Raw genomic sequence first — 12,000 nt, forward strand, 5'->3', positions numbered from 1 at the left:
AACTCGTGGCATCCGGGGCTCTTCCGGCCCGACCGGGGATCGCCCGCATTGTCGGGGAAGCAGCATCCGCCGGCTGGGGTCTCGCCGTCGCGTCGACGTCCGCAGAGGCATCCGTTCGTGCCGTCCTCGAACACGCTGTCGGGCGGGAGGCGGCCGCGGGCTTCTCTGTATTTGCCGGTGACATTGTTCCGCGCAAGAAACCGGCCCCGGACATCTACCTGCTTGCGCTGCGGGAGCTCGGCGCTGATCCGGCGGAGGCGGTGGTCATCGAGGACAGCGCCAACGGGTTCCGCGCGGCAGAGGCGGCCGGCCTCAGCACGGTGGTCACGGTGAGCGCCTACACGACCGAGGAGGACTTCTCTGGTGCGGCACTTGTCGTCAGCTCCCTCGGAGATGACGACGAGCCCGCAACAGTGATCGACGACCCGCTCGGGATCCAACCCGGGCGGCAAATTACGCTTCACGACCTTTCCGCGATCCTCGCGGCCGCGAACAGAACCGAGGAGAACTGATGACGACCTTCAGCGACGTCGAATTCGTCGTGCGGACCATCGCGCAGACGGCTGTGGACAATGAGAAGTACTTCGGCGACCTCGACTCCGTGGTCGGTGACGGCGACTTCGGCTACTCCCTCGCCAGGGGCTTCGAGATCGTGCTCAAGGACTGGGATTCCTACGATCGCACCGATGTGAGCACGTTTCTCTCGAAGATCGCCATCGCGATCACGGGGCGTATCGGGGGCACCTCCGGCCCGATCTGGGGAACCGCCTTTCTTCGCGCTGCGGCGACGGTCAAGGGACACAGCGAGGTCAGCGGAGACGACGTCGTTCCCATGCTCCGTGCAGCCATCGCGGGCATCATGGCGCGGGGCGGCGCCGAACTCGGCGAAAAGACCCTGCTCGACGCGCTCTCCCCTGTGGCGGACACCATCGAGGAGAGCATCGCCGCCGGCGATTCTTCGGAACGCATCGTGTCGGCGGCCGCAGCCACCGCGCGCCGGGCAGCAGATGCCACAACGCCGATGGTCGCCAGGCGTGGACGCGCCGCCTACACCGGCGAGCGCAGCATCGGCTCACCCGATGCCGGAGCCGTCGCGGTGGCCGTGATTCTCGAGGCCCTCGCCTCGCGGTGGGGGAACAGGACAGCGTGAGCTGATCCCGACAGTGTGTGCAGCACCCGAACAGTACTGGAGAAGAACAGATGAAGAAGATCGTCAACGACCCACAGCGCTTCGTTCCCGAGATGCTCGAAGGGCTCGCCCTCGCCAACCCGGACACGCTCCGTTACGTGCCCGAATACAACCTCATCATGAGAACGGATGCTCCGCGAGACGACAAGGTCTCGATCGTTCAGGGATCCGGTTCCGGTCACGAACCTGCCCACGTCATGGCGGTCGGCAAAGGCATGCTGGACGCTGCCTGTCCCGGTGATGTCTTCGCGGCTCCCCCGATGGACTACGTCTACGAGACGACGAAGCTCGTGAACTCGTCGAAGGGCGTTCTCCTGCTGGTGAATAACTACACCGGTGACCGGATGGCATTCGATATGGCGCAGGAAATGAGCCTGGCTGACGGCGTCACGGTGAAGACCCTGTTCATCGACGATGACGTCGCTGTTCAGGATTCGACGTGGACCGTCGGCAGGCGAGGTGTTGCCGGCAATTTCTTCGTGATCAAGGCCGTCGGCGCGGCATCCGAGGCAGGTGCCGATCTCGATGAGGTTGTGCGCATCGGTGAGAAGGTGAATTCCGTCACTCGCACGATGGGTCTCGCGTTGACAGCGTGCACCCCGCCGGCCAAGGGCTCCCCCCTCTTCGAATTGGGTGACGACGAGATCGAGATCGGCGTCGGCATCCACGGCGAGCCAGGACGCCGGCGCGCGAAGATCATGCCCGGCAACGAACTGGTCGACACCCTTCTCGAACCGGTGGTGAACGATCTGCCGTTCGAGAGCGGTGACCGGGTCGCCCTGATGATCAACGGCCTGGGTGGCACCCCGATCAGCGAGCTCTACCTCGCGTACGGTCACGCCCACAAGCAACTGGCGGAGCGAGGCATCACCGTTGCGCGGAGCTATGTCGGCGAATACTGCACGTCGCTCGACATGGCCGGCTTCTCGGTCACTCTCGTACGGCTTGACGACGAGATCGAGGGTCTCCTCGCGGCACCGGCGGAGATTGGCATGAGGATCTTCTGATCAGACCAGTACGGAAACAGTCCGGATCAGAACGGCGGCGAACCGTCGTCGACCGGTGGTGGTTCGAACCTCGGCGGCGGCTCCCCGGATTCCAGTTCCGGTTCCGGAGCTTCCGGAGCTTCCGGAGCTTCCGGAGAGTATCCCGGTTCGGGCGGCGGCGGAAGCGCCACCTCCGGTTCGGTGACGTAGGTGCGACCGTCGGGTGATGTCCACTCGATCACCCCACCCCCGAGTTGCCGCGGATGCCACGTCGTTTCGTGTTTCACGCGGTGGTGTTTGGGACACAGATGGCTGAGGTTCTCGCATTCGGTCGGCCCACCGTGATCCCACGACACGGTGTGGTCGATGTCACAGTGCTTCGCCTGCCGGTTGCAGCCCTGCCACCGGCAGGTGCCGTCGCGCAGTTCGAGATATGCCCGCATTCTCTTCGTCGGCTGATATCTGGTTCGACCGAGGGAGAGTGGAGCGCCGGTGTCGGGATCCGTGAGGAGCCGGAACCAGGTCGTCGATGATCCGGCGAGCTTTCGAGCCGTGTCGGGATCGATCGGACCATACCCGGCGAGATCCCCTGGTTCATCACTCTTACCGAGCAGCGTCATCGCCGGAACGGTTACGAGAACGGTAGGGGAAATCCGGCTGGATGCCGTCGCCGCGCGCTGCCCCGTGGCATCCGATCCGGGTCTCGGCGTAACCTGCGCTTTCCACTTCGCGGGCCCGGAAGCGTGCATCCCGTTGACCAATCCCGTCGCGAGCGCGTCGGCACAGACATCGGCGCCCAATTGTGTGAGCGTTCGGGTTTGGATTCTTGATTGGAGCGTGATGGCTGTGTCTCGGATGGCTGTGTACAGGGAAGCTGCCTCGGGAGCCGTAGTGTAGAGGTTCAGCCACGCCATCCCGTCGCGGGCCGGGACGAACTCCACCCTCCGGTCCTGTGCTGACTTCACGCGCCGCTCGGTGATCGAGTCGGCGTCGATCCGCTCACGCAGCACGCGGACCTTCTGACTGAACTTCGACACCGTGAGCTTCTTCGCGTACCCGAGCGCAGCCTCCTCCAGTTCGAGAGCGTGATTGTCGGAAAGGGTTGCAATTTGATCGACGATGGTACGGGCGTGACGCAGGGAGATGTCCCCCTCCCTCAGAGCCGCATACGTCGACGGCAACCGGTGCATCAGTATCTCGCTGTCGTCGATCAGTCGGCCGGCGGTGACCTCAGGGATCCGCAGAACTGCCGCCACTTCAGCGACGAACGACCGGCGAACCATCTCTCGCCGCTGCACCTCGGTCAGTTTCGACCCGACGGTGAGGACCCCGTGCTCCGTGGTCTCCGCGATGCGTCGGGCCTGGTCGAGGAACTCGATCTTCCAGGCGTCCTGCTTTGCCTCGATTCGGTCGATGATGGCAACGGCGTCGAGCATCGCGCTGCAGGTCTCGGCGACCAACGCAGGCAAGGGCAGTTCCGGTCCGGCGCCATCGCCGGTTTCGTCAGGAGCCTCGTTGCTTTCCATGCCACAAGTGAACACCCGACCACCGACATCGAGCCGCGCTTCGCCGCGAGCCCCCGTGCCGCTGACGTCGTGCAGTGGGGACTGTAAAGTCATCACATGCTGACCACGGCTAACCCATGAACGCGGTCGTCACGCCGGAACGCCGGGCCGTCCTTTCCCGGCGCGTGCGATGGATCGTTGCGTTCACGATCGGCTACAACGTCATCGAGGCGATCGTCGCGATCACGGCTGGCGCTCTCGCTTCTTCGGCAGCGCTCATCGGGTTCGGTCTCGACTCGATCACCGAGGTACTGTCCGCAGCTGCTGTCGCGTGGCAATTCACGCGAAAGGATCCGGAGCGGTGGGAGAAGCTCACGGTGCGGGTCATCGCTCTCGCCTTCTTCGCGCTGGCCGCATACGTCATCGTCGACTCATTCCTCTCACTCGCGGGCCTCGACGAGGTCGACGACAGCCCGCTCGGGATCACGATTGCGGCGCTCAGCCTCGTCATCATGCCCGCCCTTGCGTGGTTCGAGCGGCGAACAGGCCAAGAACTCGGCTCGGCCAGCGTGATGGCGGACGCCAGGCAGCTTCTGCTCTGCGCCTGGCTTTCGGCCTCGGTTCTTCTCGGTCTGCTCTTCAACACCATGCTCGGCTGGAGCTGGGCGGATGCCGTCGCAGCGTTGGCCATCGCCGCGTTCGCGATCCGTGAGGGGATCGGAGCATGGCAAGGAGACGTCGACTCCCCGTTCGAGCTGTTTGCCGACGATGACGGTGACAACGATGACGACGCGGGAGTCGACGTCAGCTCACGACCGGATCGCGACGCATCCGAACGAGGTGCGGAATAGCCCGGACGAAGGCGACCATGAGCAACAGTTCGACGAGGGTCTGCGTGACAACGACAAGCGGCGACAGGGCGTATGTGGCCGGTAAAGCGAGCACCAGGGGAAGCACGACGAGGGAATTGCGGGTGACACCGCTGAACACCACGGCGCGCTGAGCCGGGACATCGAGCCGGGCCACGCGACCCGCGCCGATGCCGACCAGCGTCATGACCGCGGCGAAGGCAACGAAAATCGGAACCGCACCGAGAAGCCGGGGAAGTTCCTGACTCACTCCCCCGATCTGGGACGCGACGACGACCGCCAGCGTGAGCATCATGAGCGGCACCATGGCACTCATCACCACCTCGCGAACCGCGAGCGCGATCCGGGTGCGCGCAGCAAGCTGCGTGAGTGCGGCCGCGGCCAGCGGCAGTGCGATCAGGAGCAGGAACGCCTCGACGAATGGGCCCGGGTCCACCGTTTCGGCGAAAGCGGGTCCGACCATCAGCCACAGGTACACCGGCAGAAGGAGCAGCTGCCCGAGCATGAGGAGCGGCGTCGCCGCGACCAGCCGCTCCCTCGCGCCGCCGGCGATCCCCGCGAACACGATCACATAATCGATGCACGGGGTGAGCAGGACGAAGAGCACTCCGATGAGCAACGCCTCATCGTGTGCGATGAATCGGGACAACACGAACACGACGGCGGGCGCGATGGCGAAGTTCACCGCGAGAACGGTGGCGAGGAATCGGCGGTCCCGGAATGCATGACGGATGTCTGCGAACGGCACCCCGAGGAATGTCGCGTAGAGCAGCAACCCGAGAACCGGGGTGATGGCGAGCTCAGCGGGGCGCGCGACCGCGGGTATCAACAGGCCGATCGCGGCCCCGCCCAGGAGGGCAGCCACATAGAGCGGCACCTGGTGCCGTTCCAACGATTCAGCGCGCGCTCTCACGAGTCCCATTGTCACAGGGTCGGGGCGAGGAGACGGGCGAACGAAAAAGCGGCCGCCCATCGGGCGACCGCTTTCTCGAGAACTCATGGTTAGAAGTCCCAGTCCTCGTCTTCGGTGACAACAGCCTTCCCGATGACGTACGACGAACCCGACCCGGAGAAGAAGTCGTGGTTCTCGTCGGCGTTCGGTGAGAGGGCCGACAGGATCGCCGGGTTCACATCGGTGACCGTCTTCGGGAACATCGGCTCGTAGCCGAGGTTCATGAGGGCCTTGTTGGCGTTGTAGTGCAGGAACTTCTTGACGTCCTCGGTCAGACCGACCGTGTCGTAGAGGTCCTGCGTGTACTGCACCTCGTTGTCGTAGAGCTCGAAAAGCAGATTGAACGTGTAGTCCTTGAGCTCCTGTCGGCGCTCCTCGGTCTCGTTCTCGAGGCCCTTCTGGAACTTGTATCCGATGTAGTAACCATGAACAGCCTCGTCACGGATGATGAGGCGGATCATGTCGGCGGTGTTGGTGAGCTTCGCCCGGCTCGACCAGTACATCGGCAGGTAGAACCCGGAGTAGAACAGGAACGATTCGAGCAGAGTCGACGCGATCTTGCGCTTCATCGGGTCGTCACCGGTGTAGTAGCCCATGACGATCGCGGCCTTCTTCTGAAGGTTCTCGTTCTCGATCGACCAGCGGAACGCCTCGTCGATCTCCTTCGTGGAGCACAGGGTCGAGAAGATCGAGGAGTAGCTCTTCGCGTGCACGGACTCCATGAAGGCGATGTTCGTGTACACCGCTTCTTCGTGCGGGGTGATGGCATCCGGAATCAGCGATACGGCACCCACAGTGCCCTGCAGGGTGTCGAGGAGCGTGAGCCCCGTGAACACCCGCATGGTGAGCTGCTGCTCCTCAGGCGTCAGCGTGTTCCACGACTGGATGTCGTTCGAGAGCGGAACCTTCTCGGGCAACCAGAAGTTATTGACGAGGCGGTTCCACACCTCGACGTCCTTCTCGTCCTCGATCTTGTTCCAGTTGATCGCCTGGACCTGGTCGACCAGCTTGAGCTTCTCAATCATTGTGTTCCTTAGGTGTCGAAAAGGTCGAGATCAGAGCATGCAGCTGACGCAACCGTCAACCTCGGTACCCTCGAGCGCGAGCTGGCGCAGGCGGATGTAGTAGATCGTCTTGATGCCCTTGCGCCATGCGTAGATCTGCGCCTTGTTGATGTCACGTGTTGTCGCGGTGTCCTTGAAGAACAGCGTCAGCGAGAGCCCCTGGTCGACGTGCTGCGTCGCAGCGGCGTAGGTGTCGATGATCTTCTCAGCGCCGATTTCGTACGCGTCCTGGTAGTAGTCCAGGTTGTCGTTCGTCATGAACGGTGCCGGGTAGTAGACGCGACCGAGCTTGCCTTCCTTGCGGATCTCGATCTTCGACGCGATCGGGTGGATCGACGACGTCGAGTTGTTGATGTACGAGATCGAGCCGGTCGGAGGAACAGCCTGGAGGTTCTGGTTGTAGATTCCGTGCTCCATGACGGATGCCTTCAGCGCGGCCCAGTCGGCCTGCGTCGGGATCGAGACGGCCGACTTCTCGAACAGCTCGGCGACGCGAGCCGTTGCCGGCTCCCACACCTGGTCGGTGTACTTGTCGAAGAACGTGCCGGATGCGTAGGTCGACCGCTCGAAACCATCGAAGGCGATGCCGCGCTCGATCGCGATCCGGTTGGAGGCGCGGAGAGCGTGGAACAACACGGTGTAGAAGTAGATGTTCGTGAAGTCGATGCCCTCTTCGGAGCCATAGTAGACCCGCTCGCGAGCGAGGTATCCGTGGAGATTCATCTGGCCGAGGCCGATGGCGTGCGACTTGTCGTTGCCGTCTTCGATCGACCGGACGGATTCGATGTGGCTCTGGTCAGACACCGAGCTGAGGCCGCGGATGGCGGTCTCGACGGTGCGACCGAAGTCGGGCGAGTCCATCGACAGCGCGATGTTCATCGAGCCGAGGTTGCAGGAGATGTCCTTGCCGATGACGTCGTAGGAGAGGTCCGCGTTGTAGGTGGTCGGTGTGTTGACCTGGAGAATCTCCGAGCAGAGGTTCGACATGTTGATACGACCCTCGATCGGGTTCGCCTTGTTCACGGTGTCCTCGAACATGATGTACGGGTAACCGGACTCGAACTGGATCTCGGCGAGCGTCTGGAAGAAGTCGCGGGCCTTGATCTTGGTCTTCTTGATCCGGGCGTCGTTGACCATCTCGTGGTACTTCTCGGTGACAGAGATGTCGCCGAACGGAACGCCATAGACCTTTTCGACGTCGTACGGCGAGAAGAGGTACATGTCCTCGCCCTTTTTGGCGAGTTCGAAGGTGATGTCGGGAACGACGACACCGAGCGACAGCGTCTTGATCCGGATCTTCTCGTCGGCGTTTTCACGCTTCGTGTCGAGGAACCGCATGATGTCTGGGTGGTGCGCCTGCAGGTAGACGGCCCCTGCGCCCTGGCGGGCACCGAGCTGGTTGGCGTAGCTGAAGGAGTCTTCGAGGAGCTTCATCACGGGGATGATTCCGCTGGACTGGTTCTCGATCTGCTTGATCGGTGCGCCGGCCTCACGGATGTTCGAGAGCAGGAGGGCGACGCCGCCGCCGCGCTTCGACAGCTGCAGAGACGAGTTGATGCCGCGTGAGATGGACTCCATGTTGTCTTCGATGCGGAGCAGGAAACACGACACGAGTTCGCCTCGCTGTGCCTTGCCCGAGTTGAGGAAGGTCGGAGTCGCGGGCTGGAAACGGCCGGCGATGATCTCCTCGACGAGCGCAACTGCGAGTTTTTCGTCGCCCTGGGCGAGGCCGAGGGCAGTCATCACGACGCGGTCTTCGAAACGCTCCAGGTAACGCTTGCCGTCGAACGTCTTGAGTGTGTAGGACGTGTAGTACTTGAACGCGCCGAGGAAGGTCTGGAACCGGAACTTCTTCGAGTAGGCGAGGTCGTTGAGCTTCGTGATGAACTCGAACGAGTACGCGTCGAGAACAGCCTTCTCGTAGTACTCCTTCTCAACCAGATAGTCGAGGCGCTCGCGCAGCGAGTGGAAGAAGACGGTGTTCTGGTTGACGTGCTGCAGGAAGAATTCCCGCGCCGCCTCCTGGTCCTTCTCGAACTGGATTTCACCGTTCGGGCCGTACAGGTTGAGCATCGCGTTAAGCGAGTGGTAGTCCATACCGGTGTCCATCGGCACCTCGGTCACTACTGTTCCAGCCAAAATGATTCCAATCCCTCGTGGACGACTCGAACGTCGTCCGGTGTTCCGAATACTTCAAAGCGATACAGGTTCGGCACCTGGCACTTCGCAGAGATGATGTCTCCGGCCAGCCCATATGCCGATCCGAAGTTGGTGTTCCCGGCAGCGATCACACCTCGCAGAAGCTTCCGGTTGCCCTCATCGTTGAGGAACCGGATGACCTGCTTGGGCACTGCCCCCTTGCCGTCTCCCCCGCCATAGGTAGGAGTGACGAGCACATAAGGCTCGTTGACCGACAGAGCAGGATCCTTCGCGTGCAGAGGGATCCGTGATGCCGGTACATCGAGTTTGTCGATGAAGCGACGGGTGTTCCCCGAAACGCTGGAAAAGTACACCAGCTTCGTCATGGGTCCACCCCAACTTCAGTTCAACGGTGGTTGAGCTTGTCGAAACCCAACCAACCTCGGTTCAACGGTGATCGCACTTCGACAAGCTCAGCAACCGAGTCGAGATCCCTAAGCGAGACGGCTGGCCAACTCGTTGATCTTGTCCGGGCGGAATCCGGACCAGTGGTCCTCGTCGGTGATGACCACGGGCGCCTGAAGGTAACCGAGTGCCTTGACCGCTTCGAGAGCGTTTTCGTCAGCTGAGAGGTCGAGAATCTCGTACTCGATTCCCTTGTTGTCGAGCGCACGATAGGTCGCGGTGCACTGAACGCACGAAGGCTTGGTGTAGACCGTGATTGTCATCGAACTGGGGCCCTTCTTCTGTATTTCCACAAGTTGTTGAGCGGCACTGGCTTGCCGGTGGTCCAATACTACATATAGTTGGTCGCCTTGGGGAGAACCCCAACCAGTAGTAGTTACACGCCTGTAGTTATCAACAACCGATTCCACCGTTTTGTTCCGTTTTCCACTGTTTCTCCACCTCTTTATCCACAGCAACTCGGACGACCAGATCAGCGGATTGACACAGGTCGACGGCCCTCACGGCCGGTTTCTCCACAGATGAAACGGTACGCCGCCCCTCCGACATTTAATTTTGACGAGCCCGGCTCGGACCCGGCGTGTCGCGCGCCGATCGGTCCGCGTTCGTTCCCGCCCCGGCGCATCCGTAGAATTGTGAATCATGAGCGGATACTCGAGCCTGTTGAAAACGTCAGGCGTCGCTCGAATCATCGCCGCTCAACTCGTCGCACGGTTCCCGTTCGGGATGCTGTCGCTTGCGTTCCTCCTGCACGTCGAGCAGGAGACCGGTTCATACGGGGCCGCCGGGCTCGTCCTCGCTGCGGCGAGTGTGGGCCAGGCCGCAGCAGGGCCACTCACCAGCCGGTGGATGGGCGTGTGGGGCATGCGCCCGGTTCTCCTGCTCACTCTCGCGGTTTGCGCGGTGACGGTCACCACGGTTGCCCTCGTGCCCATGACGGTTCCCGTTTACATGGCATTCGCTCTCGTCGCCGGGCTTGCGACCCCTCCGGTCCAGCCTGCGGTGCGCACGATCTATCCGAAAATGGTGAACTCGAAGCAGCTCACCCCGCTCTTCTCCCTCGACGCCTCGGCACAGGAGATCATCTGGGTTCTCGGGCCGGTGATCACCACCTTCATTTCGACACAGGTTGGCACCGACTGGGGCATTCTCACTGCCGTCATCATCATGGTCTTCGGCGGAGCCTGGTTCATTGCTTCTCCCGAGGTCAGTCGCGTCCGGATTCCCCGCAGCAAACGTAAGCTCGGCGTGGTCCTCAAGCGCCCGCCCGTCCTCCTCGCAACGGTCGTCGGCTTCCTCCTCATCGGAGCATGCGCCGCGCTGGAAGCGGGCGTCGTCGCGACCTTCGGCCACGACGGACTCGACGCGGGAATCGTTCTCGGCATCTTCTCGCTGGGCAGCCTCGCCGGAGGACTCGCTCTCGGCCACATTCCCATCGGCCCATGGGCACTCGCCAGGCGGATGTTCATCGTCTTCGCCGGGATCACGATCTCGATGTTCTTCTCCAGCGCCGTCATGCTGTCGATCACGCTGTTCGTGGCCGGCATCGGCATCGCTCCGGCCCTCACGGTGCTGTTCGCCATGGTGTCGGCAAGCGTCAAGTTCAGCGACACGGCTGAGGCGTACGGCTGGGTCGGAACCGGCCAGCTCATCGGCGCAGCCCTGGGGTCGGCGGTGGCGGGCCTGCTCATCGACCAGAGCGGCGCGGTGGGAGCATTCTGGGCTGCTGCCGGACTGGCGTTCGTCGGCTTCCTCGTACCGCTCCTCGGCAAGCGCTGGCATCCGGATCTGCGGGGGCGCGATGCCAGCCCGATCCCCGATACGGAACCGATCCAGGTCCCCCGCGGCTGACGGAGAACCTGGATCGTTCGATCGCGGCCTAACTGGCGACGAGGGTCGACTCCCGCACCGAGCGCAGAGCCGGCGCGAGCGCACGAAGCTCGTCGAGCAGTCCGTCGAGTCGTGCGATCTGGTCATCGCTCGGAAGGAAGAACCCGTCATCGACCTGTTCGGACACACGGGAGATATTGAGATGCGAGCTCGCGGTGACGAGCCCGAGGTCCGACAGCACAGGGCGCAGGGCGGCAACGCCGAAAGCACCGCCTCCCTTTCCGCCGTAGCTCACGAGGCCGACAGGCTTGCGGCTCCACTCGGAGAACAGGAAGTCCAGAGCGTTCTTGAGGCACGGTGAGAAACTCGAGTTGATTTCCGGAGAGACGAAGAGGAAGGCATCCGCGTTCTGCACGCGCTCGCTCCACGCTGCGGTGTGCTTGCGACCGTATTGCCCGGTCCGAGGCAGTCGGTGTTCATCGACGGGAGGAAGGTTGAGTTCGGCGAGGTCGACAAAATCGATGTCGAATCCACCGCGGGCTGTGACGTGTTCGTGTACCCACAGGGCGACGGACAGTCCGACACGTCCTGGACGGACGCTGCCGATAATTACCATGAGCCTGATGGGGGTTTCGGGTCCCCGATCAGTTGTGCTTGTGAACATAGATGAATTTCTCCAGCAAAGGCGAATACTGGGGGCAGCAGTCCTCGCGGGAATTTTCGGGATGGTGACGCGGCATTTCGGGCGGGGCAACCCGTGATGCGTGATCTCTAGGATCCTCCACTTGGGGGACCGTGCAAGTCCCCCAAGGGAGGGGGTCCGTGACAAATCGTCACATTTCGCCCCGGTAAATCGTGACCGTACCGAAAGCTCCGGCCTCTCGGCCGGGCGAGATCCTCCTTCTAGATGTACTGCCCAGGGACGTTGGTTGAATCGGTGTGACGACTCGCTGTAGTTGCTGCGAATGAGGTGAGGACCTCCGGTTGCAGAGTGGGAGTTG

Annotated in this window: 12 protein-coding genes; 5 read left to right on the forward strand and 7 right to left on the reverse strand. The window is 62.5% G+C overall.

The annotated features are described in order from the left end of the window. From D9V29_RS12105 to dhaK, 3 genes are all read left to right on the forward strand, one after another. A partial coding sequence (locus tag D9V29_RS12105; protein WP_121673592.1) for an HAD-IA family hydrolase occupies positions 1–512 on the forward strand: 512 nt, incomplete at its 5' end. Further along, entirely contained in the window at positions 512–1,150 is a 639-nt protein-coding gene (gene dhaL, locus D9V29_RS12110; protein WP_121673593.1) for a dihydroxyacetone kinase subunit DhaL, read from the forward strand. The genes D9V29_RS12105 and dhaL, both read left to right, overlap by 1 nt. Positions 1,151–1,200: 50 nt before the next feature. Further along, complete coding sequence (gene dhaK / locus D9V29_RS12115) at positions 1,201–2,196, forward strand: dihydroxyacetone kinase subunit DhaK (RefSeq protein ID WP_121673594.1); 996 nt, start codon at positions 1,201–1,203, stop codon at positions 2,194–2,196. Positions 2,197–2,222: 26 nt separating this feature from the next. On the opposite strand, the gene D9V29_RS12120 is transcribed toward dhaK, so the two are convergent. Then, positions 2,223–3,701 (reverse strand): HNH endonuclease signature motif containing protein, encoded by a 1,479-nt coding sequence (locus D9V29_RS12120; RefSeq protein ID WP_183085007.1) that lies wholly within the window; start codon positions 3,699–3,701, stop codon positions 2,223–2,225. Positions 3,702–3,817: 116 nt separating this feature from the next. On the opposite strand from D9V29_RS12120, the gene D9V29_RS12125 reads away from it, so the two are divergent. After that, positions 3,818–4,531 (forward strand): cation efflux transmembrane domain-containing protein, encoded by a 714-nt coding sequence (locus tag D9V29_RS12125; protein ID WP_121673596.1) that lies wholly within the window; start codon positions 3,818–3,820, stop codon positions 4,529–4,531. On the opposite strand, the gene D9V29_RS12130 is transcribed toward D9V29_RS12125, so the two are convergent. The 5 genes from D9V29_RS12130 to nrdH all read right to left on the reverse strand — a co-directional run bounded on the left by D9V29_RS12130 (position 4,485) and on the right by nrdH (position 9,432). Further along, a complete protein-coding gene (locus D9V29_RS12130) occupies positions 4,485–5,471 on the reverse strand; it encodes an arsenic resistance protein (RefSeq protein ID WP_220699954.1) in 987 nt (328 codons plus the stop codon). The genes D9V29_RS12125 and D9V29_RS12130 overlap by 47 nt on opposite strands. Positions 5,472–5,551: 80 nt before the next feature. Next, on the reverse strand, positions 5,552–6,526 hold the full coding sequence (gene nrdF, locus D9V29_RS12135; RefSeq protein WP_121673597.1) for a class 1b ribonucleoside-diphosphate reductase subunit beta: 975 nt from the start codon (positions 6,524–6,526) through the stop codon (positions 5,552–5,554). Positions 6,527–6,556: 30 nt separating this feature from the next. After that, entirely contained in the window at positions 6,557–8,674 is a 2,118-nt protein-coding gene (nrdE, locus tag D9V29_RS12140) for a class 1b ribonucleoside-diphosphate reductase subunit alpha (RefSeq protein ID WP_121673603.1), read from the reverse strand. Between the two features lie 14 nt (positions 8,675–8,688). After that, on the reverse strand, positions 8,689–9,090 hold the full coding sequence (gene nrdI, locus D9V29_RS12145) for a class Ib ribonucleoside-diphosphate reductase assembly flavoprotein NrdI (protein ID WP_121673598.1): 402 nt from the start codon (positions 9,088–9,090) through the stop codon (positions 8,689–8,691). A gap of 108 nt (positions 9,091–9,198) precedes the next feature. After that, positions 9,199–9,432 (reverse strand): glutaredoxin-like protein NrdH, encoded by a 234-nt coding sequence (gene nrdH, locus D9V29_RS12150; protein WP_121673599.1) that lies wholly within the window; start codon positions 9,430–9,432, stop codon positions 9,199–9,201. Between the two features lie 379 nt (positions 9,433–9,811). On the opposite strand from nrdH, the gene D9V29_RS12155 reads away from it, so the two are divergent. Further along, a complete protein-coding gene (locus tag D9V29_RS12155; RefSeq protein ID WP_121673600.1) occupies positions 9,812–11,020 on the forward strand; it encodes an MFS transporter in 1,209 nt (402 codons plus the stop codon). Between the two features lie 28 nt (positions 11,021–11,048). Here the strand turns inward: D9V29_RS12155 and D9V29_RS12160 are convergent, their stop codons facing one another. After that, a complete protein-coding gene (locus D9V29_RS12160; RefSeq protein ID WP_220699955.1) occupies positions 11,049–11,615 on the reverse strand; it encodes an NADPH-dependent FMN reductase in 567 nt (188 codons plus the stop codon). Positions 11,616–12,000 lie beyond the last annotated feature (385 nt).

The sequence above is a fragment of the Mycetocola manganoxydans genome (assembly GCF_003667545.1).
In the GTDB taxonomy this organism is placed as follows: Bacteria; Actinomycetota; Actinomycetes; order Actinomycetales; family Microbacteriaceae; genus Mycetocola_A; species Mycetocola_A manganoxydans.

What these genes read in the sequence shown, in the direction of transcription:
- dhaL (WP_121673593.1), top strand. Translation starts at nt 512, where the DNA reads ATGACGACCTTCAGCGACGTCGAATTCGTCGTGCGGACCATCGCGCAG.
- dhaK (WP_121673594.1), top strand. Translation starts at nt 1,201, where the DNA reads ATGAAGAAGATCGTCAACGACCCACAGCGCTTCGTTCCCGAGATGCTC.
- D9V29_RS12120 (WP_183085007.1), bottom strand. Translation starts at nt 3,701, where the DNA reads ATGGAAAGCAACGAGGCTCCTGACGAAACCGGCGATGGCGCCGGACCG.
- D9V29_RS12125 (WP_121673596.1), top strand. Translation starts at nt 3,818, where the DNA reads ATGAACGCGGTCGTCACGCCGGAACGCCGGGCCGTCCTTTCCCGGCGC.
- D9V29_RS12130 (WP_220699954.1), bottom strand. Translation starts at nt 5,471, where the DNA reads ATGGGACTCGTGAGAGCGCGCGCTGAATCGTTGGAACGGCACCAGGTG.
- nrdF (WP_121673597.1), bottom strand. Translation starts at nt 6,526, where the DNA reads ATGATTGAGAAGCTCAAGCTGGTCGACCAGGTCCAGGCGATCAACTGG.
- nrdE (WP_121673603.1), bottom strand. Translation starts at nt 8,674, where the DNA reads ATGGACACCGGTATGGACTACCACTCGCTTAACGCGATGCTCAACCTG.
- nrdI (WP_121673598.1), bottom strand. Translation starts at nt 9,090, where the DNA reads ATGACGAAGCTGGTGTACTTTTCCAGCGTTTCGGGGAACACCCGTCGC.
- nrdH (WP_121673599.1), bottom strand. Translation starts at nt 9,432, where the DNA reads ATGACAATCACGGTCTACACCAAGCCTTCGTGCGTTCAGTGCACCGCG.
- D9V29_RS12155 (WP_121673600.1), top strand. Translation starts at nt 9,812, where the DNA reads ATGAGCGGATACTCGAGCCTGTTGAAAACGTCAGGCGTCGCTCGAATC.
- D9V29_RS12160 (WP_220699955.1), bottom strand. Translation starts at nt 11,615, where the DNA reads ATGGTAATTATCGGCAGCGTCCGTCCAGGACGTGTCGGACTGTCCGTC.